This is a genomic window from Leeuwenhoekiella sp. LLG6367-2.1 (genome assembly GCF_045055775.1).
GTDB lineage: Bacteria > Bacteroidota > Bacteroidia > Flavobacteriales > Flavobacteriaceae > Leeuwenhoekiella > Leeuwenhoekiella aequorea.
The window spans coordinates 2,516,561-2,542,974 of the sequence record NZ_CP159331.1; the positions used below are offsets into that span (position 1 = coordinate 2,516,561).

The window sequence follows — 26,414 nt, forward strand, 5'->3', positions numbered from 1 at the left end:
AGCAGGTTGCTATTTACTTTCAAATATAAAAAAGAGTTCGTTTCCGTGACGTGGTTTTATAGAATTATAACAAGGCTCAAGGGTTTTAATGCTGAAATATTCAGAAAAGAGATTTTGATACTCAGGATAACTTCCGCCATAGGGTGGCCCCTGTTCATTTAGTGGAAAATTAAATAACACACCGGCAAGCTTTCCGCCTGGTTTTAATAATTTATGCATATGTGATGCATAGCTAGATCGCAGTCGTGGATCAAGAGCACAAAAGAAGGTTTGCTCTATAATAAGGTCATATTTTTGAGTATGCTGAAAGAAATCTTCTTCTATACAAGTTACTAATGCAGGGTTAGGTAAACTATCCTTGATATTTGATAAGGGAATTGAAGATATATCTAAAACAGTTATATTCTTAAAACCTTTGTCTGCCAGATACAATGCTTCGTGTCCAAATCCCGCCCCCGGAATTAAGATTTCAAGATTTTTGTTTGATAATTGATCAAAATAAGCCGTTAATGGGGTAGAAGCATAACCTATATCCCATCCCGTATTAGATTCATTATATCTGGATTCCCAATAATTTTTATTCAACATCTTCAAAAAAGTCATCGGTATCGTGAAAATCATCTAGATCGCGACGGTCTTTTTTTGTAGGGCGTCCCGTACCTTTTTTGCGATAATAATCCTTAGAATAATTAAGTAAGTCTAGTTTCTCTAAATTTTCAGCAGGGGTTTTATCTATAACATATAATCCTACTAATTTTGCTCCAACGCGGCTGGGCGGATGCTCAATAACCTCAAGAATATAATCTACTTGATTTTTTCTTACCTGTATGGTATCTGAAGGAAACACCTCTCTAGAGGGTTTTACCGAAACATCATTCATTTTTACTTGCCCTTTTTTGCAGGCATTTGTGGCAATAGAACGTGATTTAAAGTACCGTACACACCACAAATATTTATCAACTCGCATAATCAATTGCTTTAAAGCTCGTTTTTAATAACACAAAAATAGCGCAAAATTGTATCTTGCGCGACCTAAAAGGAATATGATGAAAATGATTAAAAATGTGTTTATGGCTGTTTTCAGCCTTTTAATTCTTGCTTCTTGTAGTAATGATGATGATTCTGTAGAGGTTACTCCACCTAGAGATCGTGGTGAAGTAGAACTAGAGAGTCAGGCAAATTTAAAAGCCTACCTATCAACGCACTTTTATAATTATGAAGAATTTGAAGCAGAAGATGAAGGCTTTGATTATAAAATAGTTTTTGATACGATTAGTGGAGACAATGCAGATAAAACCCCATTGTTATCGCAGGTAATCGAAGAGAAATTTACATATCAAGAAACAGAATATACTTTATATAGTCTTATAGCACGGCAAGGTGCAGGCATCCAGCCTACCTTTGCAGATTCTACCTACGTTAATTATCAAGGCAGTGTAGTAGGTGGTGCAAAATTTGATAGTTCAACTACACCAATCTGGTTTGATCTTACTCAGGTTGTTTTTGGTTTTGCAAATGGATTGAGCAACTTAAAGGCAGGTACAATGGCAACTGAAAACGCAGACGGTTCTGTTACTTTTGGTAATGATTATGGTATAGGAGCAGTGTTTATACCGAGTGGTTTAGGCTACTTTAATAGCTCTGGTAGTGGTTTTAGTTCGTATTCAGATCTGGTATTTACTTTTGATTTGTATCGTGCGGTTGCAGATACAGATGATGATAATGATGGTGTTCCTAACTGGAAAGAAGATATCAACGGAAACAAATTCTTGAATGAAGTAGCAGATGATACAGATGGAGATAATATTCCTGATTTCCTAGATACAGATGACGACGGTGATGGTACGCTTACACGTGATGAAATTGTCATTAATGCAGATGGGACAGTAACATACACTGATTCTAATAATGATGGTACTCCAGATTATTTAGATCCAGATGTAAACTAATTCATCTATATTTTTAACTATAAAAAAAACCCGCCAGATAACTCTGGCGGGTTTTTTATTTTCAATATTAGAGTATATAATTATAGGTTAAGCGAAACGCTTAAGATCAATTGGTCTGGTCTTGTATCTATACGAGAACCATTTGTAATAATGCCTCGAGAATCTAAAAATTCTGCTTCATTATCTCCAAAGCCTCTTTCGTATCGTAGATCAATCCCCAATTTACCTAGAGCTACTCCTGCACCAAAATTAAGACCAACTGTAAAATCATTTTTTACATCTCCTAATGCTAGGCCATCGTAGTCTGTATCTAAAATATACTGTAACGATGGACCTGCAAAAATATTTAGGGGTCCTATTACTTCATATCCAATTAATAAAGGAGCATCCAATTTTTGCATACCGAAATCAGAATCCTCATAAGTGGTATTTAGTTTAGTATATACTAATTCTGGTCTAAAGAACAATCTCTCTCCTGTACGGGCAAATACTCCCACGTGATAACCTATGTCGCTACTTGGGTCGTCATAAGCGTTGCTTGCAGAATCACTTATGTCTCCTGTACCACCATAGTTAAGACCACCTTTAATACCAAATCCCGGATCTGACTGTGCGCTTACCGCACCGGCAGCTAAAAATAAAACTCCTAAAAATAAATTCTTCATATCGGTTATTTTGTGCTCTTATATTGAGCAGTTAAAATTAATTTTGGTCTAGCTAAAGACCTTCTAATTTTGGTTGATAGAAGCAAACATTCTCAGGAATTATACCTGTAATATTTACTTTCTAGTTAGTACCTTGTTAACGGCTGCAACAATAGATTTAGTATTTAAGCCATATTTTTCCATTAACTCGGCAGGAGTTCCACTTTCACCAAAAGTATCTTGAGTTGCTACAAATTCTTGAGGAGCAGGGTCATTAGTAGCAAGTACGCGTGCAACGCTTTCACCTAAACCACCTAAATAATTATGCTCTTCACAAGTAACAATACATCTTGTTTTCTTTACAGAATTAAGTATTGCTTCATCATCAAGAGGTTTAATAGTGTGAATATTAATTACCTCTGCGCTAATTCCTTTTTCATTTAATTCTTCAGCAGCTTTAATAGCTTCCCAAACTAAATGTCCGGTAGCCACGATAGTCACATCAGAACCCTCAAGCAAATGCACCGCTTTACCTATTTCGAATTTTCCGTCTTTCTCAGTGAAATTTGCTACGCTAGGACGACCAAAACGTAAGTAAACAGGGCCATCGTGATCTGCAATTGCGATAGTAGCCGCTTTTGTTTGATTGTAATCACACGTATTAATTACGGTCATACCCGGTAACATTTTCATCAATCCAAGATCTTCTAAGATTTGATGCGTAGCACCATCTTCACCAAGTGTAAGACCTGCGTGAGATGCACATATTTTCACGTTTTTATTTGAGTAAGCAATACTTTGACGTATTTGATCATAAACGCGACCTGTTGCAAAATTTGCAAATGTTGTAGCATACGGTATTTTACCTCCTATGGTCATACCTGCAGCCATACCCATCATATTAGCTTCTGCTATACCCGTTTGGAAAAAACGTTCTGGATGATTTTTTTCAAAATCGTTTAATTTTAATGAACCTGTAAGATCTGCACAAAGAGCGACTACATTCTCATGTGTCTTTCCTAGTTCATCCATACCAGCTCCAAAACCTGAACGAGTATCTATATTTCCTGAGTTTATATATTTTTTCATGAATGTATTTTTAAAGTGTGAGAAACTGCTAAGGCTATCGATTAATAATCTCCTAACGTTTCAGGATTTTGAGTTAAAGCAGATTCTAGTTGCTCATCATTTGGTGCTTTTCCATGCCACGCGTGAGTTCCCATCATAAAATCAACACCATTACCCATAATCGTATGTAGTAAAATACAAACGGGTTTCCCTATACCGGTTAATGATTTTGCTTCTTTTAAACCAGCAAGAACCGCAGTCATATCATTTCCTTTCTCAACATCTAGAACTTCCCAGCCAAAAGCTTCAAATTTTGCTCTAATGCTGCCCATATTAAGAACGTGATCTGTAGTTCCGTCAATCTGCTGTCCATTTAAATCTACTGTAGAAATAAGGTTGTCAATGTTATTTGCAGAAGCATACATGATTGCTTCCCAGTTTTGACCTTCTTGCAATTCCCCATCACCGTGTAATGAGTAAACTAAGTTAGGGTCTCCATTAAGTTTTTTAGTTTGTGCTGCACCTAGAGCTACACTCATACCTTGACCTAATGAACCAGATGCTATACGTATTCCCGGTAAACCTTCGTGTGTAGTAGGGTGACCTTGTACACGTGAATCTATTTTTCTATATGTATTTAATTCAGCTACAGGAAAATATCCTGATCTAGCCAAAACGCTATAAAATACGGGTGATATATGACCATTAGACAGGAAGAATAAATCCTCGTCTTTGCCATCCATATCAAAGCCATCTTTACGCTTCATTACTTCTTGATATAAGGCGACAAAAAATTCTGCACAACCTAAAGATCCTCCCGGGTGACCAGAATTCACTCCGTGTACTTGCCTTACGATGTCTCTTCTTACCTGAGAAACAAAATCCTCTAATTGTTTTGTGTTTGGCATTTTTATTGAGTTAAAATTGAATTTCAAAAATACCGTTTTTGAATAGGGATTACAATCAATAACCTATATATTACTAAGCTTTTAAGATAATTTAAGAAGATTGGGATTATCATTGCACATTTGTCATTATCCTATTTGGGTTAGACCCTGTATCTGCTAAATAGTTTTATCTTTGCCCCCTCTAAAATATATTATGCAATTTAATCTTCTTAATACTGACGCAGGCAGTCAGGCCCGCGCAGGAACAATCACCACAGATCACGGTACTATAGAAACTCCCATATTTATGCCTGTAGGAACTGTGGGTACTGTAAAAGGGGTGCATCAACGTGAACTTAAAGAAGATATAAACCCAGATATTATATTAGGGAACACCTATCATCTTTATCTAAGACCTCAAATTGATATCTTAGAAAAAGCAGGAGGATTACATAAGTTTATGAACTGGGACCGCAATATCTTAACAGATAGTGGAGGTTACCAGGTTTACTCACTTTCTGCAAACCGAAAAATTAAAGAAGAAGGGGTAAAGTTTAAATCTCACATAGACGGGTCTGTACATTTATTTACTCCAGAACGTGTGATGGAAATTCAGCGTAGTATAGGTGCAGATATTATTATGGCTTTTGATGAATGTACGCCATATCCTTGCGATTACAATTATGCAAAGCGATCTATGCATATGACCCACCGCTGGTTAGACAGGTGTATTAATCACTTAGAAAAAACCCCTTTAAAATATGGTTACGATCAGGCATTTTTTCCTATTGTTCAAGGGAGTACATATAAAGATTTAAGACAGCAGTCTGCAGAATATATTGCAAATTCTGGGGCTGTGGGTAATGCCATTGGTGGTCTTTCTGTGGGAGAACCTGCAGAGGAGATGTATGCAATGACAGAAATTGTTACCGCCATCCTTCCTAAAGAAAAGCCCCGTTATCTAATGGGTGTGGGCACGCCTATAAATATTTTAGAGAATATTGCGTTAGGTATAGATATGTTTGACTGCGTAATGCCTACTCGTAATGGAAGAAATGGAACGCTCTTCACACAGCACGGAAGCATAAATATTAAAAACAAAAAATGGGAGGCAGACTTTTCTCCCCTTGATCCAGACGGTACCACTTGGGTAGATACTGCATATTCAAAAGCGTATGTGCGTCATTTATTTAGTGTAAATGAAATATTAGGAAGACAAATAGGAACTATACACAATCTTGGTTTCTATATGTGGCTAGTACGGGAAGCACGTAAACATATTATAGCAGGAGATTTTTATAGCTGGAAAGAAAAAATGGTTAAACAAATGGACAAAAGGTTGTAGATGAAAATTCTGGACTGGTACATTCTTAAGCGTTATCTGGGTACATTTACGATGATGCTTGTGTTGTTTATTCCGATAGGAATAACAGTAAATCTTGCTGAAAAAATAGACAAGATGCTGGCTAATGAGGTACCTTTCTTAGAGGTAGTATTGTACTACTTAAACTTCACAGTTTATTTTGCAAATCTGCTTTTTCCGTTGTTTTTATTTCTTTCGGTTATATGGTTTACTTCAAAGCTTGCTAATAACACCGAGGTTATTGCATTTTTAAGCTCTGGTGTTTCTTTTTATAGATTTTTACGTCCTTATCTCATTGGTGCAACTCTGGTTTGTGTAGGAGCCTATATATTAGGAACCTATCTCGCTCCCGCAGCAAGTAGAGGGTTTAATGAGTTTTCTTATGAGTATTTAAAGAATAATAAAGCAGATAGGGAAACGCGTAATGTGTATAGACAGATTAACGATAATGATTTTATTTACGTAAGCCGATTTACTCCCTCAAGTAAGATGGGACAGAATTTTACGCTAGAACATTTTGAGGATAATACGTTAAAGTATAAAATTCAGGCGCGAAGCATTGTGTACCGCCCTGAAGACACCTTATATCGGTTAAATGGGTATAAAAAACGAATCATAGGAGAGGAAGGTGATATTTTAATTAGTCAGACTAAATTAGACACGTTATTCGCCTTCGACTTAGAAGATCTTACACCACTAGAATATATTGCAGAAACGCTTACCACTCCAAAATTGCGAGAATTTATTGCCAAAGAAAAAGCTAGAGGTTCGTCATCAATAAATAGATATGAGGTGACGCTATATAAACGTTTCAGTTTACCCGTAAGCGCCTATATTTTAACTATAATTGCGGTTGCGGTTTCCTCGATGAAACGAAGAGGAGGTATGGGGATTAATCTGGCACTTGGTATCTCTCTCGCTTTTATATTCATATTTTTTGATAAAGTTTTTGGAACAATATCAGAGCAATCAGATTTTTCACCGTTAGTAGCCGTTTGGCTACCTAACGTTCTTTTTGGGATTTTAGCAATATATCTGCTCAACAATGCAAAACGATAGTTTAAAAAGCTACCTCCATTTTCATTTTATAGTTTTTATTTGGGGGTTTACCGCAGTCTTAGGCGCACTTATAAGTATAGACACGGTAGCACTGGTGTGGTACCGCATGTTAATTGCTTCACTATTTATCTATATTTATATACGTTACAAAAAGATTCCGCTAGGAGCAAGTAAATCTACACGATTAAAGTTGGCTGGAGCGGGTATAATTATTGCCCTCCACTGGCTTACATTTTTTGGAGCAATTAAATTGGCTAATGTTTCAATCACTCTGGCTATGTTAAGTACAGGTGCATTTTTTACAAGCATACTAGAACCTATATTTTATAAGCGGAAAGTAATCTGGTACGAGATTGTTTTTGGTTTATTTGTAATAGCGGGACTGTATCTCATATTTGAAGTAGAAACCCGATATACTGAAGGAATAATTGTCGCCTTAATTTCAGCTTTGCTATCTGCAATTTTCACATTGATTAACGGAAAATTTGTACAGCAGCATCATCCGGTTATGATTTCATTTTATGAATTGCTAACCGGCGCACTATTTATAACCGTATTTCTTGCAGTAACAGCTCGTTTTGATGCGCAGTTTTTTAATTTAAATCAGTCAGACTGGATTTATATTCTAATCTTAGCCACAATTTGTACGGCATATGCATTTATTGCGGCTATAAAAGTGATGAAATATTTGTCTCCATATACCGTAATGCTTACGACTAATATGGAGCCTGTATATGGTATTATACTTGCCTATGTGATTCTAGGCGATACAGAAGAAATGAATACCGGATTTTACTACGGTGCAGTTTTAATTTTGCTAACTGTTATTGGTAACGGCATTCTAAAAAGTCAGCGTAAGTGGCGTACAGCCCGACAATTAAAAAAACAAGTAAAATAATAAATTGACCTTAACATTTAAAATGGTTGAGACTTTGGCAAAAGGTTTCTAAAACCATTATATTTGTGAGCTAACTCAAATTTTCCCCTAATGGAATATTTAGATTTTGAACAACCTATTAAAGAGCTTGAAGAACAGCTTCAAAAATGTTCTTTAATTGGTGAAGAGAGTGACGTAGATGTCACTAATACCTGCAAGCAGATTGAGAAGAAGCTTGCTGAGACAAAGAAAGATATTTATAAAAATCTTACAGCCTGGCAACGTGTTCAGCTGTCTCGTCATCCTAACAGGCCGTATACTTTAGATTACATAAAAGCACTTTGCGGAACTTCATTTTTAGAACTGCATGGTGATCGTACGGTAAAGGACGATAAGGCAATGATAGGTGGCCTGGGTAAAATAGGTGACCAAAGTTTTATGCTTATAGGTCAGCAAAAGGGTTATAATACAAAAACCAGACAGTACCGTAATTTTGGTATGGCTAACCCTGAAGGATACCGTAAAGCGCTGCGTCTTATGAAGAGCGCAGAAAAATTTGGTATTCCTGTGGTTTCGTTTATTGATACGCCGGGAGCATATCCGGGTCTGGAAGCAGAAGAACGTGGTCAAGGAGAAGCGATTGCACGTAATATACTTGAGATGATGCGCCTTAAGGTGCCTGTTATAGTTATAGTAATAGGTGAAGGTGCCAGTGGTGGAGCCCTAGGTATTGGAGTAGGTGATAAGGTGATGATGCTTGAGAACTCTTGGTATTCTGTAATATCTCCAGAAAACTGTTCTTCAATTCTTTGGAGAAGTTGGGAGTATAAGGAAATTGCTGCAGAAGCGTTAAAACTGACTGCAAGTGATGCAAAACGCCTTAAAGTAATCGATTCTATTATTAAAGAACCATTGGGCGGTGCTCATACTCAGCGTGAGGAAACTTTTGCAACTGTCAAAAGCACAATTCTAAGCACTTATAAGGATTTAAAAAACTTATCAGCATCAGAATTGGTTGAAAAACGAATGGATAAATATTCAAATATGGGTGTGTTTAAAGGATAACCTTTTAAACATCACTTGCACTTAAATTCCGGAACCTTAAGTTCCGGTTTTTTTTATGCTTATCAACAAAAAAATAAAGTTGTTCACAGGTAAATTGTTAACGACCAGTGAATAACCGAAGAGTAGAAAATTAAGCTGCCCTTAACACATTCTTTACATTTGCTCTAATGGAACAAGTAAAAACAAAACCCAATTACGTTAATCCTTCAAAAGAAGTAATATCGCTTGAACGTGGCAAAATACCACCGCAAGCTATTGATTTAGAGCAAGTTGTTCTAGGGGCGATGATGATTGATAAAAAGGGTGTTGATGAGATTATAGATATTCTTACCCCCGAAGTTTTCTACAAAGAGGCCCATCACCACATTTACGATGCAATACGTGCATTGTTTGAAAACGGGGAGCCTATTGACTTATTAACTGTTTCAGAGCAGTTAAAGAAAATGGCCAAGTTAGATCAGGCAGGCGGTGATTATTATCTTATACAACTTACACAAAAGGTATCTTCATCGGCACATATTGAGTATCACGCACGTATCATTTTACAGAAGTATATACAGCGTAGTCTTATCAAAATTTCTAACGAGATTATTGAGGAGGCTTACGATGAGACTACAGATGTTTTTGATTTATTAGATACTGCAGAAAGTAAGTTATATGAAGTAACACAAGGAAATATTAAGCGTTCTTCAGAAACTGCTCAAAGTCTTGTAATACAAGCTAAAAAGAAAATTGAAGAGATTTCTAATAAAGAAGGTCTGTCTGGTGTTCCATCAGGTTTTGACCGTCTTGATAAATTAACTTCGGGCTGGCAACCTAGTGATTTAATTATTGTTGCTGCTCGTCCGGGTATGGGTAAAACGGCTCTTACCTTATCTATGGCTCGTAATATTGCCGTAGGACAAGGAATTCCCGTTGCTTTCTTCTCACTTGAGATGGCATCTGTTCAGTTAATTACCCGTCTTATTTCTTCAGAAACTGGTCTTTCTTCAGAAAAGCTACGTACCGGAAAATTAGAAAAACACGAGTGGGAGCAATTAAATGTTAAGGTTAAAAGCCTTGAGAAAGCACCTTTATTTATAGATGATACACCATCACTATCTATATTTGACTTGCGTGCAAAAGCCCGCCGTCTGGCTTCGCAGCACGGTATTAAAATGATTATAATTGATTATTTGCAGTTGATGACTGCAGGAGGTAGTCAAAAAAATGGAAACCGGGAACAAGAGATATCTATGATCTCACGTAACTTAAAGGCACTTGCAAAAGAGTTAATGGTACCAGTAATTGCACTGTCTCAGCTTTCGAGAGCTGTAGAAACACGTGGTGGTAGTAAAAGACCCTTGCTTTCTGACCTTAGGGAATCTGGAGCAATTGAGCAGGATGCAGATATTGTATCATTTATTTATCGTCCAGAATACTATAAGATTGATGAGTGGGATGATGAAGAGCGCAGCCCTACCGATGGTCAGGCCGAATTTATTATTGCAAAACACCGTAATGGTGGTTTAGAAAATATACGTCTTAAGTTTATTGGGCATTTAGGTAAATTTGATAACCTCGATGACTTTAATACGCCTTATCAATTTGAATCTGCTATGAATCAAAATGCAGCGGCGAATGATGATACCTTTAGACCAGAGTCATTCCCAACGCCTACGCCCGATCAGGCATTTGGTAGTTCTATGAATGATGGTGGGTTTGATCGTAATGGTGAAGATGAGGTTCCTTTTTAATTAAAGTGAACTTTACGTTATAGTAAAAAAGGAAGCCCTAACGGCTTCCTTTTTTTTGTTTCCGGTGTTATTTGATAAAATTAGGTTAACACATTGGAGAAATTTGATTTGAATATTATAGGTAATTCTGTATATCTAAAACAAGATAGCATGAATTCAAATCTAAAGAGACGCGCGTTTCTAAAAAATACTTTACTTGCTACAGGTGGAGTAATTCTGGTACCTAATTTTATAAGTTGTTCTGATGATGATTTGCCGGCATCTATTAAAATTCCTGAAAATCTTAAGATTGAAAATTTTGATTGGGGAGTCGCAAGTTTCGACCCTACAGCAAATCAGGTAATTATTTGGACACGCTACGCAACTACAGCTCCTTCGGCTAGTATTATCTGGCAATTAAGTTTAGATTCTAATTTTGACACTATATTACGTGAAGGTGAAGTAGTAGTTGATCAATCTCGTGACTTTACTGCTGCTATTGAAGTTAAAGATCTTGAACCTTCTCTAAAATTATTCTATCGCTTTATAAATTCTGAAGATGTAACGGTTTCTCCGGTAGGTCAAACAATTACATTAGCGGCGACAGGAAATGAAGCAGTTTCTTTTGCTGTGGTCTCTTGCGCTAATTATCCTGCAGGTCTATTTAATGTTTATAAGGAAGTTGCTAACTCAGATGTGGATATTGTCATTCACTTAGGAGATTATATTTATGAGTATGCTCCAGATCAATACGGAACTAACGAAAATACAGTAGCTCTAAACCGCGTTCCGGAGCCTAATCGAGAGATTGTTTCCTTAGATGATTATAGAACCAGATACAGACAATACAGATCTGATGCAGACCTTAAATTGGCGCACCAGCTAAAGCCTTTTATAGCAGTGTGGGATGATCACGAAATCACAAACGATACCTATATTGACGGAGCACAGAATCACCAAAGTGATGAAGGTAGTTTTGAAGTGCGTAAACAAGCCGCATTGCAAGCCTATAGTGAATTTATGCCTGCTATGACAAATGATATAAGCATTATTTACAGAAGTTTTAAAATAGGAGATCTGGCAGATTTAATTATGCTAGACACACGACTGGTAGGTCGGGATAAACAACTTGAAATATTTGACTACGTAGATGCAACTGGCGCTATTGACGCCATAAGATTTCAGAATGATCTTACTGATACTTCGAGAACAATGTTGGGAGCACAGCAGTTATCGTGGTTCAAAAACCAAATGACTTCAAGTTCCTCAAAATATCAAATAATTGGTCAGCAAGTGCTTATGGGACGTATGATGATGCCGGCAGAATTGCTTTTGATTCTAGGACAAATACTCGGAGAGGTAGCAGCATTAGGGACAGTGACGGCAAGTACCCAAGCACAATTTGAGGGTAGCTTGATGCAATTAATCCAACTCAAAGTTCGATTACTTGCAAATGATTCCACGTTAACTGCTGCCGAAAGAGCACGTATAACGACACTTATTCCTTATAATCTTGATGCCTGGGATGGATACGCTGCTGAAAGAGAACAATTATTAGCTCTTTTTGAAGATAAAAATGTGGTGGTTTTGGCAGGAGATACCCATAATGCTTGGCATAACGAGATTTATAATGCAGCAGGCAAAAAAGTAGCAACAGAATTTGCGACATCGTCTGTAAGTTCGCCGGGTTTTGAAACTTATCTTGGTACATCTCCTGAGCAATTAGGAGCCTTTCAGCAGGCGCTTGTAGTATTAATAGATGGTTTGCAAAATTTTGATGCCTCACAAAGAGGGTATCTTAAGGTTGCTGTAAATGACAGCGGAGTAAATGCAAGTTGGTTTTTTATAGATACTCTAGAAAATCCAAATTATAGCGTAACGGCTGGGTTTACTGCAAGTTTATAAATAAACCTAAGTATTTTATCTAGTGTAATTCTAAGAGGGAAAACTTTTAGAATTACACTATTTTTATTTAAAGTAGGCATATTATTTGCTAAGTTGTATTTCATAGGATATATATTGCTATAAAATCTAAAGATTGAAAACATATAACTATAAAACCGCTATTGCCCTTCTAACAATTTTGCTTGTTTCCATAAGTAACTATGCTTCATATGTACTTATACCAATGGATGCAGAAGGTCAAAGAGAACATCTTAAAGCATACGGAATAACATACTGGTCACTTAGTCAAAATCAAAAAGTGAAATGGTTACTCAATTATAGAGGCGGTTCATTTTTGCTTCCTGACTCAGAGAGTTTAAGAAGAGAATGTAAAATACGCGGAATCACTTTTGAAATTATTAGCGATTCAAAAACAGAACAGATTTTAGCCGAGATTGAGAGTCCGTCGCAAAATATGGAAGCCGTTATCCTTGAAAAAGCTCCAAAGGTTGCTGTTTATACTCCTGATGGTTCTGCACCTTGGGATGATGCAGTAACAATGGTATTAGAGTATGCAGAGATACCATATACCAAAATTTACGATAAGGAAGTACTGGCAGATGAGTTGATCTTATATGACTGGTTACATTTGCATCACGAGGATTTTACAGGACAGTATGGCAAATTTTATGGGACTTACAGAGCTACGCCATGGTATATTGAAGAAAAGCAAAATGCCGAAGCTCTTGCTACAGAATTGGGCTTTGAGAAAGTTTCCGAAGAAAAATTAGCAGTAGCTTCAAAAATAAGCGACTATGTGATAGGTGGTGGTTTTATGTTTGCTATGTGTAGTGCTACCGATAGTTTTGATATTGCATTAGCCGCTGCAGGGGTAGATATTTGCGAGCCTATGTTTGACGGAGATGCTTCAGATGCAGACTACCAATCCCTAATTAATTTTGAACGTACATTTGCTTTTACAGACTTTACTCTGGAACGTTCTCCCGTACAGTACGAATTCTCGAGTATAGATACCACTCCGGTACGAGCAATAAATGCAGATACAGATTATTTTAGCTTAAAGAATTTTTCAGCAAAATGGGATCCTGTTCCTACGATGTTATGTCAAAATCATACTGCATTAGTAAAAGGCTTTATGGGGCAGACGACTGCGTACAATCCGTCTGAAATAAAGGCTAACGTTCTTATTTTAGGAGAAAATAGAACGAATGGAGAGGCGCGGTATATTCACGGAATAAAGGGTAAAGGTTTCTTTACTTTTTATGGAGGTCACGATCCTGAAGATTATCAACATCGGGTGGGAGATCCTAAAACGGAATTAGAATTGCATCCTACAAGTCCTGGATATCGGCTTATTTTAAATAATATATTATTTCCTGCAGCAAAGAAAAAACAACAAAAAACCTAATGTATCGCCATTTATTTTTAATTGTCTTAGCAGTTGTATTTCTTTCTGGTCAACGTAACGCAGAGCGTTTTGCCTGGGATGCTAATGATCCCTTAGAATGGTCAGATTTTAAAGCCTTGCCAGATCGAAGAGCTCGATATTCTGCGACTGCAAATTCTGGACTGAGCCATAGATATACTATTGACAGTAAAGGATTTTTAGTAAAAAAAGCTTCGATTATTACGGCTAATTTTTATCCTAATTTGTCGTGGTATAAACCAAAGTTGATTGATGAAAATACCTTAGCACACGAGCAAACCCATTTTGATATTTCAGAACTTCACGCACGTTTACTTAGAAAAGCCATAGATGAATATCGTTTTACAAAAAACTCTAAATCTGAAATTCAGAAAATTTATAATACTATAGAAGCTAAACGGCGAGAGATGCAAACACAATTTGATAATGAAACAGATCATTCTCAAAATGAAGCTGCTGAGAAAAAATGGGAAGTTTTTGTAAAAAATAGTCTCTATAAGCTACGTAACTATTCCTAATTTTTTGAGCCTCGTTAATCTTCTGTTAGAGTGGGGGTTTAAAATTACAGACTCTTTTAACTTTAGAAAAAAAAGTTATGATTCGAGAAGGAAGTACTGTAAAATGGAAATGGGGTAACGGTTCTGCAACCGGTACAGTTGAAAAAACTTATACTAAAAAAATAACCAGAACTATTGAAGGTTCTGAAATTACCCGCGATGGGGAAGAAGGTAACAAAGCACTTAATATCAAGCAAGAGGATGGCTCTGAGGTTTTGAAATTAGAAAGTGAAGTAGAAAAAGCATAATTAAGATGGCAGAGTTTATTAAACTTTATAACGACAATCCAAGCGAACGTGAGATTAAGCGCATCGTTAAGGTCCTCAAAAATGATGGTGTGATAATATATCCTACAGATACCGTGTATGGTTTGGGATGTGATATTACTAGCACCAAAGCACTTACTAAAGTCGCACAACTACGAGGAGTGAAGCTCGAGAAAGCAAATTTTTCATTCATTTGCGAAGATTTGAGCAATATTTCTGAATATGTAAGGCAAATTGATACGCCCACGTTTAAGATATTAAAACGTGCATTACCGGGGCCGTATACCTTCATATTGCCGGGAAATAACAATTTACCTTCAGCATTTAAAAAGAAGAAAACAGTAGGTATTCGGGTGCCCGACAATAATATTGCACGTGCAATTGTAAAAGAACTGGGCAATCCTATCATATCTACTTCTATTTATGATGAGGATGAAGTTGTGGAGTATACCACAGATCCCGAACTTATTTTAGAGAAGTGGGATAAGTTGGTAGATATTGTCGTTGATGGGGGTTATGGAGATAATGTGCCTTCTACAGTGATTGATTTGACTAGTGGTGAAGCAGTACTTATTCGAGAGGGGAAGGGTTCGCTAACGATCTAAAACGTTAAGACCTTAAGGTTAAAATTGTTTTAAAATACACCGAATAAACTATATACACTGGATAGAGGTTGTAATTTAAGTGTAAAACTAAATTATGAGCTTTCTAAGAACAACTTCAACTGAAAATGGCGAAGCTATAAATCTATATTATACAGATTACGGTAGCGGAGATCCTATAATTCTAATCCACGGATGGCCCCTTAGTCATCAAATGTGGGAATATCAAATTGAACCTTTAGTAAATGCCGGTTATCGGGTTATAGCTTATGACCGGAGAGGGTTCGGCAATTCTGACAAACCTTGGGGACCTTATGATTACGATACCTTAGCAAAAGATCTAAATGATCTTATAACCACTTTAAAATTGACTAATGCAACATTGGTAGGTTTCTCTATGGGTGGTGGTGAAGTATGTAAATATATTGCGCACTATGGCACTGCAGCACTTAAAAAAGTGGCACTTGTTTCTTCTGTAGCTGCATTTATGTTGCAAACAGATGACAATCCTGATGGAGTACCAGCAGAAACATTTGAATCGTTTAAAGCAGGTGTTCGCAAAGACAGGTTGGGTTTTCTTAAAGAGTTTGGTAAAAATTTTGTGAATTATGAGGCTAATACAGATCGCATTAGTGAGGCTCAGGTTCACTTTAACTGGTCTATTGCTTCAAATGCATCACCAAAGGCTACGGTAGATTGTATAGATTCTTTTGGGACCACAGATTTTAGAGACGATTTGAAGAAATTTGATGTGCCTACGCTCATTGTTCACGGGGATGCGGATGAGGTAGTGCCTATAAAACCTTCTGCTAACCAAGCCGCACAAATAGTAAAGAACAGTGAATTACACATATTAAAGGATGCGCCTCACGGACTTGTTTTCACGCATACTGAAGAATTAAATAAGTTACTTATCGACTTTATATCTAAGTAATTTAGAAACGCATATAAACAAAAAACCCGGTCGTAGACCGGGTTTTTTTTATTTTCTAATACTAGAAAATATTATTTTTCTTTAGGCATACCGTCTTCTATCATCTTGTAGAATTGGTCAAGCTTAGGAAGAACTACGATACGAGTTCTACGGTTACGAGCACGACCTTCTTCAGTATCGTTGCTAGCAAGTGGCACGTAGTAACTTCTACCTGCTGCTACCATACGCTCTGGAGGAACACCAAATTCTTTTTGTAAAATACGTACTACAGAAGTTGCACGTTTAACACTTAGATCCCAGTTGTCTTCGATAACTGCAGTGCTAATAGATTTGCTGTCTGTATGACCTTCAACCATAAATTCGATCTCTGGCTTATTCTTAACAACTGTAGCAACTTTACCTAGTACTTCTTTTGCACGGCTAGTTACATCCCAACGACCACTGTTAAATAATAACTTGTCTGAGATAGAAACATAAACAACACCTTTCTCAACGTTGATTTGGATATCGTCATCATTTAAGTTACCTATTGCACCTTTTAAGCTAGTTACTAATGCAAGAGTTACAGAATCTTTCTTGTTTAAAGCGTCACGGAAAGTTTTGATCTGAAGATCTTTTTCTTTCATTTGCTCTAAAGATTTCTCTAAGTTCTCAGCACCTTTAGTTGATAAAGTGGTAAGGTTACCTTGAGTGTCTATTAAACTATTATTAGTTTTTCTTAAATCTCCTATTTGCTCACGTAATGTTTCACTTTGAGCTAAACAAGAGTTCAATTTCACAGTTGCTGAATTCAGCATGTCTTGAGTTTCCATTTGTTTTGCCTCCAATGCAGCATATTTTTTCTGAGATACGCAAGAGGAAAGAAGTATCATAGCAGAAGCCGATACAAGCATTAATTTTCTCATAATTTAGTTGTTTTCTATTTAAATTTTGTGGAGCCAAATATACCTAAAATACGATGCAAAATATCAAACTTAACAATACTTTAAATTTTGTTAAAAAATTTCGTCATACTGCTTCTTTTTGCTTACGAAATGCATCCATACGATAGAATTAATTTGATAGTACTTAGTGATTTTCAGTATATTGTGTCTCTTTTTAAGAACTATAAAAATTTTTGAATAAAAGTTAAAATGTGCCCTTAAAATTGCAAAAAAGTGAGCAGGTTTACCTTCAATCAAGAATTTAAAAGCGGCAATGCCATCTAAACATAATCTAATAAATAGGAGAAGCCAAACTTGAATACCAGCGACATTTTTAAGTAATAGAATTAAATTATTTCTGAAGTTCAGAAAAGTTTTCTGCGGATTCATTTGTTCTAATGTGGCACCGCCCAAATGATACACGGTACTTTTACCTATACACTTAATAGTTTTGCCTGTTCCGTGAATGCGCCAGCACAAATCTATTTCTTCTTGATGCGCAAAAAAGAGTTCGTCGAGTGCGCCCACCTTCCAGAAAAGGTCATTCCGTATAATTAAACAAGCACCACTGGCCCAGAAAATAGGAGCAACATCATCGTACTGACCGTGATCTTCTTCTAGAGTTTCAAAAATGCGGCCTCTACAAAAGGGATATCCCAGTCTATCAATAAAACCTCCTGCACCACCAGCATACTCAAAATGAGATTTCCGCTTTAAATCTAGGATCTTTGGCTGTGCAGCACCTAGGTTTTTATCTGTAATGAATTCTTTTATAATAGGCTTTAACCAATTTTGAGTAGTGAGGATATCACTATTCATTAAAATAAATAATTCTTCAGTTAGGCCTTGCAAACTTTCATTGTATCCCTTGGCATAACCGCCATTAGAAGTATTTTGAATACATTTTATCTGCGGAAAATGTTGTTTTAGATAGGCGACTGAGTCGTCTGTTGACGCGTTATCTGCAACATAAATTTGAGCATCATCTGCGCTGTGTTCTATTACTGAAGGCAAAAATTTCTCCAGTAAATGTTTACCGTTCCAATTAAGTATAACTAGTGCTACTTTCAATTCTTTAATTTATAGGGTGTATGCAGGAAAATCTTTCAGAAAAATATATTTTTTTGCTTCATAATCCATTTGACAATAATAATGGTTTAAGCCATTTGTAACCATTAGATAATCTGCTTTTAAAGCCAAATTGTAGCGTGCAATCTGATCAAAAGTGTCTTGGTTAATTTTTATCTTAGGCGCTTTACATTCAACAATAAGTTTTATGCTTCCGTCTGGCTTAAATATCACAATATCATAGCGTTTAGAAAGGGAATTTATTTTTAGTTCCTTTTCTACATTTACAAGAGAGAGCGGGTAATTATAAGCTTTAAGAAGATGTGTGACAGTATGCTGGCGCACCCATTCTTCTGGCGTAAGCCGAACAAACTTTTTGCGTATATCGTCAAATATAAGCGGTTTATTTTCGCTATTTTTGACCCTAAAGGTATAATTGGGAAAGTTCAATTGCTGCATCGCTTCAAAGGTAATCAACCTTTATAATTTTTATCTCATTTGTATAATTAAGCCTTAATAAATACATCTTTTTGTGGAAGAAGTTACTCGTATAGTAAAAGATATTAAAAGTAGAAATCTCAAGCCTATCTATTTTTTAATGGGAGAAGAGCCCTATTATATCGATCAGCTGGCAGATTATATTGCAGATAAAGTACTTACTGAAGAAGAGCGTGGTTTTAATCAAATGGTTTTATACGGTAGAGACGTTTCTCTTGATGATGTGATATCACAGGCAAAAAGATTTCCTATGATGGCAGAACATCAGGTGGTGATTGTAAAGGAAGCTCAGGATATGGCACGCGAGATTAATGCACAAAGCGATGGCAAAAAGAATAAACTGGAAGCCTATGCAGAAAATCCGCAAAATACAACCGTTTTAGTTTTCTGCTATAAATACAAGAAGATAGATAAGCGCAAAAAAGTATATAAGGCACTGGTAAAAGGCGGAGTCGTTTTTGAAAGCAAAAAACTTTATGAAAATCAGGTTAGCGATTGGATTAGAAAAGTAATGAGTGGTAAAAACTACACCATAGAACCTAAAGCGGCACATATGCTCGTTGAGTTTTTAGGAACAGATCTTTCTAAAATAAATAATGAACTTCAAAAACTGATGCTTATTCTTCCTCCCGGAAGTGATATTACTCCTCTGGCAATTGAAGAAAATATAGGGATAAGTAAAGATTACAACAATTTTGAATTACGCAAAGCTGTAGGTAGTAGGGATATTGTTAAGGTGCATCGCATAATTAATTATTTTTCACAGAACCCAAAGGATAATCCGATGGTTGTGACCATTGCCTTACTGTTTCAATACTTTCAGAAATTATTAATGTATCACGGGTTACCTAGTAAAGATAAAAGTAGTGTAGCCAAAGCCTTAGGTGTAAGTCCGTTTTTTGTAGGAGAATATGTTGAGGCAGGTCGCAATTACCCAATGAAAAAGGTGAGTTTCATAATAAACTTGCTACGTGATGCAGACATGAAGGGTAAAGGGGTGGGAGCAAACCAGCTGCCACAAGGAGATATTTTAAAAGAATTAATGGTGCAAATTATGGGTTAGTAATTGCTCCCAAATACGCTCTTACTCGTTTGTAAATGCTACACTATGAACCGCTACAACAGCTGCTGTTTCAGTACGTAGTCTACTCGATCCAAGCATTACCGGCGTAAATGAAGCACTCAAAGCAAGTTCTATTTCTGAGGTAGAAAAATCGCCTTCAGGACCTATTAAAATAAGATTAGTGCCGCCTGGTTCTAGTTTTTGCTTTAAAGAATACTTTAAGGTCTCTTCGCAATGTGCAATATACTTTACGCCTTCAAAATTTTTCTGAAGTTCAATAAATTCTGAAAAGGTAACTGCTGGATTCAGTTTAGGGATATGTGCTTTTAATGATTGCTTCATTGCACTTTGAAGAATCCGCTCATAGCGGTCTTCTTTGATAACCTTACGTTCACTATGATCACAGATTACGGGAGTTATTTCGGTAATACCTATTTCTGTTGCTTTTTCTAAAAACCACTCATAGCGGTCATTAAGTTTTGTGGGAGCAACGGCCATATGCAACTTATATGGTAAAGCTTTTTCCTGAGTAACATGGAGAATCCGTACGGTGCATCCAGATGGACTGGCAGTTGTTATTTCGGCTTTAAAAAAATTACCCGAACCATTCGTTATATCAAGAAGATCACCAGCTTTTTTCCGAAGAACTTTTACAATATGCTTACTTTCATCTTTGGGGAATGTAGCAGTCTTATCTTGAGCGGCTATATCTGGATTATAAAATAATTGCATAGTTATAATTTAAGTCGAGATTGAGCCATAACTCGTGTTTCTTTAAACCCGGTATTTTCCAGGTTTTCAGCAGAATATTTTAAATACCCTACAATTCCTATCATTGCAGCATTATCTGTTGTGTATTCAAATTTTGGGATATATGTTTTCCAGCCGTATTTATCTTCTGCAGTTTTTAACGCCTCTCGAATTCCACTGTTTGCAGAAACTCCGCCTCCTATTGCTACTTGCTTAATTCCGGTTTCTTTTACTGCTTTTTTAATCTTATCCATTAATATTTCCACAATAGTATATTGGATGGAAGCGCAGATATCATTGAGATTATTTGCTACAAATTGTGGATCTTTTGCTATTTCTCGCTGATAAAAATAAAGCACGGCAGTTTTAAATCCACTAAAGCTAAAATTCAATCCGTCAACTTTCGGCTTTGTAAATTTATAGGCTTTAGGATTTCCAAGCTTTGCATATTTATCAATCAAGGGACCTCCCGGATAAGGCAAACCCAATATTTTTGCGCTCTTGTCAAAAGCTTCACCTACCGCATCATCAATAGTTTGACCCAGAACTTCCATTTCAAAATAATTAGAAACTTTTACGATTTGTGTATGACCACCCGAAATAGTCATTGCCAAAAATGGAAATGTAGGTTTGCTGTAGTTTTCTTCTTCTATAAAATGTGCCAGTATATGTGCCTGCATATGATTTACATCAATAAGCGGAATATTTAATCCCATAGCAAGAGACTTAGCAAATGAGGTACCTACCAGCAACGAACCCATTAAACCGGGACCACTGGTAAATGCTATCGCTGCAAGATCTTCTTTTTTTACATTTGCAAGACGTAAAGCTTCATGTACCACAGGTACAATGTTTTGCTGATGTGCTCTTGAGGCAAGTTCAGGAACGACGCCGCCATATTGCTTATGCACTGCTTGACCGGCAACAACATTTGATAATGTTTTATCGTTAAGGAGCACAGCTGCGGCAGTATCATCACAAGATGATTCTATAGCAAGAATGTAGGTGTTATTTTTTGGCATAATGGAGTTAAGCATACCGTTTGTTAATGTACTTTTACCCTTTAGAAAATCAATGCTGAATTGCAAATCTTAAACGGGCTATTATAAAGAATGCGATCTTTCTTAATATCGATGTTTTAAGATTTTATATATCGCATAGTGTGCAAAGTTAAAACTTAAATACGTATCAGAAAATTTAGAAAAATAGTTACGCGTACCCTATTTATTTTAATAGGTGTTTTTGCGTTGCTAATTGTCATATTTTCCATTCCCTCGGTACAAACCTATATAGCGAATAAAGTTACTGCATCTCTTAATGAGAAGTATGATACGCAAATCAATGTTGGCAAAATCCACATCAAGTATAATGGTTTTGCAGCTATTAAAGAAGTATATATAGCCGATCATCATAATGATACACTCATATATTCTCAAGAAGTAGAAACCAGTCTGCTTAGCTTAAAAGCGTTGATGAATAGCCAAATGAATTTAGGTGATATCGCACTTAAAAATTCGAAGTTATATGTGAAAAAATATAAGGGCGAGGAGAATGATAACCTCTATGTTTTTTCTCAAAAATTTAATACAGGTGCTCCGCCTTCTACTCCTTTTAAACTTTCCACTTCTGAAGTTGAGTTAATTAATATGCATTTTAAATTTAGTGATGAAGATCTGGACAACCCCACGGTCGTAGATTACACAAATTTAAATTTGCTTGCGGAGGATTTTAAATTAGACGACGTTACTATAACTGCGCAAATTAAAGATTTACAATTAGATGCTGCGAGAGACTATCATATACGCGGTCTCGAAGCAGATTTTAAGTACAATCCAGATACAATTATTCTTAAAGATCTTACACTAGCAACAAAATATTCAGTATTAAAAGGAGATGTTGTGCTTGATACAAAGGATGATGCATTTCAAGATTTTAATAATCGGGTATTATTTGATATTGATTTTAAAGAGACAAAAATTTCAACCTCAGATCTACGGGCTTTTTATTCTGAATTTGGAAGTGGGGAGCTATTGTCGCTTTCTGGAAAAATGCAAGGGACTCTTAATGATTTTAGACTCTCCGCGTTTGACTTGACTGGCTTAAGCACGAGCCGTATACGCGGTGATGTGCGGTTTAGAAATTTGCTTGGTGACAATAATACATTTACAATAGAAGGAGATTATTCGCAATTGCGAACTTCCTACCTCGATTTAACCAGTCTTTTACCTAACGTTCTAGGGTCTAACTTACCGGAAGAATTTGTGCGTTTGGGTGTAATTGATCTCACCGGAATTTTAAATGTTACAGAAAATACGGTGTATTCTAAAAACACTATACAAACAGATCTGGGTCTTGTAGAAACAGATATAGATCTGAAAAATACGAGTAATATAGATCTGGCTACCTACGTGGGAATGATACGTACCGAAAGCTTTAATTTAGGTCGATTACTGCAAGTTCCTAAACTGGGTGCAGTAACATTTAATTTACTTATTAATGGAGAAGGTATTGAGGCTGCTACGCTTGACACCCATATTGAAGGTGTAATTAATAGAATAAACTACAACAAATACAACTATCAGGGAATTACAGTTTCTGGGGATTTAAGTTATCCGGTTTTTGACGGACGATTAACTATACGAGACCCCAATGCTAATTTATCATTCAACGGTTTGATTGACGTTACTGAAGCTATAAATACATATGATTTTACTGCAGAGATAGAACGTATAGACTTAGCCAAACTAAACTTCTTAAAGGACAGCACTGCGGTTTTAAAAGGTCAGGTGGTTATGGATATGCAAGGTACTACTGTTGATGATGCGGCAGGTAGGATTGTATTTAGTAAAGCAAGTTTTGAAAATAGTAACGATTTGTATGAGTTTGAAGATTTTGAAATCACCTCAACTTTTACAGATAGTCTACGAACGATTACAATTAATTCTCCCGATATTATTTCAGGAGAAGTATCTGGGAATTTTAAAATAGGAGACGTGCGGTCCTTATTTAGAAATGCGATAGGAAGTTTGTATACTAATTATGAGCCTCAAACAATTACTACAGATCAATTTATGGATTTTAATATCCAGATTTATAGTAAGATCGTTGAGGTGCTGGTTCCGGGTGTAGAACTTGAACCCAATACATTTGTAAGAGGAAGCGTAATTTCTGATGATTCTGATTTTAAACTTACTTTTAGATCTCCTCGTATTAAAGCATTTGGAGTTTTAGCCGAATCGATTAACGTGCGTGTAGATAACAAGAACCCATTGTTTAATACATTTATTGAAGCAGATAGTATAGGTAGCGGTATCTATGGAGTGAGTGATTTTAATCTCATTAATGTTACCTTAAAAGATACCTTATTTATGCGATCTGAGTTTAAAGGAGGTCCAGATAAACAAGATGCTTATGACTTAAGTTTTTATCACACGATCAATCCTGATAACAACTCGGTAGTAGGCTTCAAGAAAAGTAGTCTAAAGTTTAAAAACAATCAGTGGTTTCTTAATGAAGCCGATAACAAGGCAAACAAAATAGTTTTTAGCAATAACTTTCAGGATATTGATGTTCGGGAAATTATATTATCTCACGAAGAAGAGCGCATATCACTTGAAGGAATTTTAAGGGATAGTACTTTTAAAGATATTAAGACAAACTTTGAACAGGTGCGTCTTTCTCATATAACGCCTTATGTAGATAGTTTAAGCCTTCGCGGACTCGTAAATGGAAATCTGGATATTTTACAGAAAGAAGGAGTATATCTACCTAATAGTAATATTAGTATCAACAACTTCACTATAAATGATGTGTTGATGGGTGACCTTGATCTTTCCGTAAAAGGTAATGAAAGTCTCACGAGCTATAAAATAGATACGCGATTACGTAATGAAAATGTAGAAACTCTTACCGCACTGGGGACTATAGACCTTGGAGCTAATAGTCCTGCTATAGATCTCGATGTACAATTACGTAAATTAAATCTGGAAGCTTTTAGTCCGTTAGGAGGTGATGTAATTTCTGCAATTCGTGGTTTTGCCAGTGGTAGAGCGCAAGTGACTGGGGATTATCGCAACCCAGATATAGATGGCGAACTCCTCTTACGTGAGGCGGGTCTATCTGTACCTTATTTAAATACCAATTACGATTTTAAAGGTACGGCCCGGGTAACTTTAAGTGATCAGGAATTTAAATTTAATTCAGTCTCTTTATCAGACGTAAAATATAAAACTACCGGAAATTTAAGTGGTACAATACGACATCAGTTTTTTAGCGACTGGGAGTTAGATCTTGATGTTTCTACAGATAGACTCCTCGTACTGGATACAAAGCAAGAGGACTTTGCATTGTATTACGGTACAGCCTTTATAAGTGGAGACGCAAGTTTAAAAGGTCCTACAGATGAGTTGGTAATAGACGTAACAGCTACTACTGAAAAAGGGACAGTTTTCAAAATTCCATTAAGTGATACAGAATCTTTTGGAGATAGTAGTAATATATATTTTCTAAGTCCCGAAGAAAAACAGGCCAGACTTGACGGAGAAGAAATTGTAATTAAAGAATTTAAAGGTCTGGAGCTCAATTTTGATTTAGAAGTTACTCGTGATGCTGAGGTTGAGATTGTAGTAGATGAGACAAATGGAAGTACTTTAAAGGGTCGAGGAGCAGGTTACTTGTTAATTCAGATAAATACGAATGGTAAGTTTAATATGTTTGGTGACTTTACGCCGTATGAGGGATCATATAACTTTAGATATAGTGGTGTAGTTCAAAAACAATTTGATATACTTCCTGAAGGGAAAATAAGCTGGGATGGTGAGCCTACTGAAGCATTACTCGATATAAGTGCTGTGTATAGAACACAGGCAAACCCTTCAATTCTACTAGAAAACCCTTCAGTAAACCGAAAAATTCCTGTTAATGTAATTATTAATCTTGATGGAGAATTATTACAACCAGAAATCACCTTTGATTTTGAATTTCCCAATACGAGTTCGATTGTTACCTCTGAGCTCAATTACAGATTAGATAACAGAGCTACTCGCGAGCTTCAGGCTTTTTCTTTAGTAACACAAGGCTCCTTCTTTAGTCAGAATGGTATTGATGCTCAATCTGCCGCCTACGGAAACTTAATAGAAACGGCTTCCGGGATATTTAATGATTTGCTTTCTGATGACGATGGTAAATTTAGTGTAGGACTTGATTATGTGCAGGCAGATAATCGTCCAGATTTACAAACATCGGGTCGTTTTGGCTTCACACTTTCTACTCAAATTTCTAATCGGGTGATTATAAATGGTAAAGTGGGTGTGCCAGTAGGAGGAGTAAGCGAGCGAGCGGTTGTAGGTAATGTTGAGGTGAACTTCTTACTTAATGAAGACGGCTCGCTTAGAGCCACTATATTTAACCGTCAAACCGACATTCAATTTGTTGCTAGCGATAATGATGGTTACACACAAGGAGCCGGTATTTCTTACTCGGTAGATTTTGATACGTTTAAACAATTAATTCAGAAAATATTTAAAGGAGAGGCTCGAGAAGTTGAAGAAGAAATTAAAATTATTCAGTCTGATTCTGACTATCCTGTTGATTAAATGACGTTTTAAAATTGTAAAACGCATTAAGAATATGATATTTTCACTAGTTCTTAATTTCTGATCCTTTAAAAACTACCCAATTAGATTATAAAATTGTTAAATTTTAACGCTTACAAAAAATAGTTGTTAACGATAACGATTGAAATTAGTGATACTCTCAAATTCATTGCTAATGACTTAGGAAAGTGATTAGAGATT

At 36.3% G+C, this 26,414-nt stretch carries 24 protein-coding genes; 14 read left to right on the forward strand and 10 right to left on the reverse strand.

Annotated elements, in window-relative coordinates; genetic code table 11:
* Nucleotides 1-9 precede the first annotated feature (9 nt).
* Both ABVM53_RS11400 and ABVM53_RS11405 read right to left on the reverse strand, forming a co-directional pair.
* Nucleotides 10-588 (reverse strand): methyltransferase, encoded by a 579-nt coding sequence (locus ABVM53_RS11400; RefSeq protein WP_405326134.1) that lies wholly within the window; start codon nucleotides 586-588, stop codon nucleotides 10-12.
* Nucleotides 578-967, reverse strand: a complete 390-nt coding sequence (locus ABVM53_RS11405; protein WP_128758325.1) for an RNA-binding S4 domain-containing protein — start codon at nucleotides 965-967, stop codon at nucleotides 578-580. The genes ABVM53_RS11400 and ABVM53_RS11405 overlap by 11 nt, the downstream gene beginning before the upstream one ends.
* Nucleotides 968-1,046: 79 nt before the next feature.
* Between ABVM53_RS11405 and ABVM53_RS11410 the strand changes: the two genes are divergently transcribed.
* On the forward strand, nucleotides 1,047-1,949 hold the full coding sequence (locus ABVM53_RS11410) for an FKBP-type peptidyl-prolyl cis-trans isomerase (protein WP_371456002.1): 903 nt from the start codon (nucleotides 1,047-1,049) through the stop codon (nucleotides 1,947-1,949).
* A gap of 80 nt (nucleotides 1,950-2,029) precedes the next feature.
* Here ABVM53_RS11410 and ABVM53_RS11415 read toward each other — a convergent pair whose 3' ends face one another.
* From ABVM53_RS11415 to ABVM53_RS11425, 3 genes are all read right to left on the reverse strand, one after another.
* Nucleotides 2,030-2,614, reverse strand: coding sequence for an outer membrane beta-barrel protein (locus ABVM53_RS11415; RefSeq protein ID WP_405326137.1), 585 nt, complete (start codon nucleotides 2,612-2,614; stop codon nucleotides 2,030-2,032).
* 114 nt (nucleotides 2,615-2,728) lie between these two features.
* Nucleotides 2,729-3,682, reverse strand: coding sequence for a transketolase family protein (locus ABVM53_RS11420; RefSeq protein WP_371456003.1), 954 nt, complete (start codon nucleotides 3,680-3,682; stop codon nucleotides 2,729-2,731).
* Nucleotides 3,683-3,723: 41 nt separating this feature from the next.
* Entirely contained in the window at nucleotides 3,724-4,569 is an 846-nt protein-coding gene (locus ABVM53_RS11425; RefSeq protein WP_405326139.1) for a transketolase, read from the reverse strand.
* Between the two features lie 193 nt (nucleotides 4,570-4,762).
* On the opposite strand from ABVM53_RS11425, the gene tgt reads away from it, so the two are divergent.
* The 11 genes from tgt to ABVM53_RS11480 all read left to right on the forward strand — a co-directional run bounded on the left by tgt (nucleotide 4,763) and on the right by ABVM53_RS11480 (nucleotide 16,317).
* Complete coding sequence (gene tgt / locus ABVM53_RS11430) at nucleotides 4,763-5,893, forward strand: tRNA guanosine(34) transglycosylase Tgt (RefSeq protein ID WP_371456005.1); 1,131 nt, start codon at nucleotides 4,763-4,765, stop codon at nucleotides 5,891-5,893.
* Nucleotides 5,894-6,970, forward strand: a complete 1,077-nt coding sequence (locus tag ABVM53_RS11435; protein WP_128758331.1) for an LptF/LptG family permease — start codon at nucleotides 5,894-5,896, stop codon at nucleotides 6,968-6,970.
* Nucleotides 6,957-7,868 carry a DMT family transporter gene (locus tag ABVM53_RS11440; protein WP_405326142.1) on the forward strand — a complete coding sequence of 304 codons (912 nt, stop codon included), beginning with the start codon at nucleotides 6,957-6,959 and terminating at the stop codon, nucleotides 7,866-7,868. The genes ABVM53_RS11435 and ABVM53_RS11440 overlap by 14 nt, the downstream gene beginning before the upstream one ends.
* A 90-nt stretch (nucleotides 7,869-7,958) precedes the next feature.
* The gene (locus tag ABVM53_RS11445) at nucleotides 7,959-8,912 is read left to right on the forward strand and encodes an acetyl-CoA carboxylase carboxyltransferase subunit alpha (RefSeq protein WP_371456007.1); all 954 of its coding nucleotides are present in this window, start codon (nucleotides 7,959-7,961) and stop codon (nucleotides 8,910-8,912) included.
* A 167-nt stretch (nucleotides 8,913-9,079) separates the two neighbouring features.
* Nucleotides 9,080-10,648: a replicative DNA helicase gene (gene dnaB, locus ABVM53_RS11450; protein ID WP_128758334.1), complete on the forward strand. Its 1,569-nt coding sequence runs from the start codon at nucleotides 9,080-9,082 to the stop codon at nucleotides 10,646-10,648.
* 150 nt (nucleotides 10,649-10,798) lie between these two features.
* Nucleotides 10,799-12,532, forward strand: coding sequence for an alkaline phosphatase D family protein (locus ABVM53_RS11455; RefSeq protein WP_405326145.1), 1,734 nt, complete (start codon nucleotides 10,799-10,801; stop codon nucleotides 12,530-12,532).
* Nucleotides 12,533-12,755: 223 nt separating this feature from the next.
* The gene (locus tag ABVM53_RS11460; RefSeq protein ID WP_405330866.1) at nucleotides 12,756-13,940 is read left to right on the forward strand and encodes an asparagine synthetase B; all 1,185 of its coding nucleotides are present in this window, start codon (nucleotides 12,756-12,758) and stop codon (nucleotides 13,938-13,940) included.
* Entirely contained in the window at nucleotides 13,940-14,476 is a 537-nt protein-coding gene (locus tag ABVM53_RS11465; protein WP_405326147.1) for a DUF922 domain-containing protein, read from the forward strand. The genes ABVM53_RS11460 and ABVM53_RS11465 overlap by 1 nt, the downstream gene beginning before the upstream one ends.
* A 77-nt stretch (nucleotides 14,477-14,553) precedes the next feature.
* Complete coding sequence (locus ABVM53_RS11470; protein WP_405326149.1) at nucleotides 14,554-14,763, forward strand: DUF2945 domain-containing protein; 210 nt, start codon at nucleotides 14,554-14,556, stop codon at nucleotides 14,761-14,763.
* Between the two features lie 5 nt (nucleotides 14,764-14,768).
* On the forward strand, nucleotides 14,769-15,386 hold the full coding sequence (locus ABVM53_RS11475; RefSeq protein WP_371456013.1) for an L-threonylcarbamoyladenylate synthase: 618 nt from the start codon (nucleotides 14,769-14,771) through the stop codon (nucleotides 15,384-15,386).
* Nucleotides 15,387-15,480: 94 nt separating this feature from the next.
* A complete protein-coding gene (locus ABVM53_RS11480; RefSeq protein ID WP_405326151.1) occupies nucleotides 15,481-16,317 on the forward strand; it encodes an alpha/beta fold hydrolase in 837 nt (278 codons plus the stop codon).
* A gap of 71 nt (nucleotides 16,318-16,388) precedes the next feature.
* Here ABVM53_RS11480 and ABVM53_RS11485 read toward each other — a convergent pair whose 3' ends face one another.
* The 3 genes from ABVM53_RS11485 to ABVM53_RS11495 all read right to left on the reverse strand — a co-directional run bounded on the left by ABVM53_RS11485 (nucleotide 16,389) and on the right by ABVM53_RS11495 (nucleotide 18,767).
* Nucleotides 16,389-17,222: an OmpA family protein gene (locus ABVM53_RS11485; protein ID WP_128758340.1), complete on the reverse strand. Its 834-nt coding sequence runs from the start codon at nucleotides 17,220-17,222 to the stop codon at nucleotides 16,389-16,391.
* A 90-nt stretch (nucleotides 17,223-17,312) separates the two neighbouring features.
* Nucleotides 17,313-18,311, reverse strand: a complete 999-nt coding sequence (locus ABVM53_RS11490) for a glycosyltransferase family 2 protein (RefSeq protein WP_405326154.1) — start codon at nucleotides 18,309-18,311, stop codon at nucleotides 17,313-17,315.
* 9 nt (nucleotides 18,312-18,320) lie between these two features.
* Nucleotides 18,321-18,767: a type I restriction enzyme HsdR N-terminal domain-containing protein gene (locus ABVM53_RS11495; protein WP_128758342.1), complete on the reverse strand. Its 447-nt coding sequence runs from the start codon at nucleotides 18,765-18,767 to the stop codon at nucleotides 18,321-18,323.
* 73 nt (nucleotides 18,768-18,840) lie between these two features.
* On the opposite strand from ABVM53_RS11495, the gene holA reads away from it, so the two are divergent.
* The gene (holA, locus tag ABVM53_RS11500; RefSeq protein ID WP_405326156.1) at nucleotides 18,841-19,869 is read left to right on the forward strand and encodes a DNA polymerase III subunit delta; all 1,029 of its coding nucleotides are present in this window, start codon (nucleotides 18,841-18,843) and stop codon (nucleotides 19,867-19,869) included.
* 21 nt (nucleotides 19,870-19,890) lie between these two features.
* Here the strand turns inward: holA and ABVM53_RS11505 are convergent, their stop codons facing one another.
* Entirely contained in the window at nucleotides 19,891-20,601 is a 711-nt protein-coding gene (locus ABVM53_RS11505; protein ID WP_405326157.1) for a 16S rRNA (uracil(1498)-N(3))-methyltransferase, read from the reverse strand.
* A 2-nt stretch (nucleotides 20,602-20,603) separates the two neighbouring features.
* Nucleotides 20,604-21,641, reverse strand: a complete 1,038-nt coding sequence (tsaD, locus tag ABVM53_RS11510; protein ID WP_405330867.1) for a tRNA (adenosine(37)-N6)-threonylcarbamoyltransferase complex transferase subunit TsaD — start codon at nucleotides 21,639-21,641, stop codon at nucleotides 20,604-20,606.
* 225 nt (nucleotides 21,642-21,866) lie between these two features.
* On the opposite strand from tsaD, the gene ABVM53_RS11515 reads away from it, so the two are divergent.
* Nucleotides 21,867-26,213, forward strand: coding sequence for a translocation/assembly module TamB domain-containing protein (locus tag ABVM53_RS11515; protein ID WP_405326159.1), 4,347 nt, complete (start codon nucleotides 21,867-21,869; stop codon nucleotides 26,211-26,213).
* Nucleotides 26,214-26,414 lie beyond the last annotated feature (201 nt).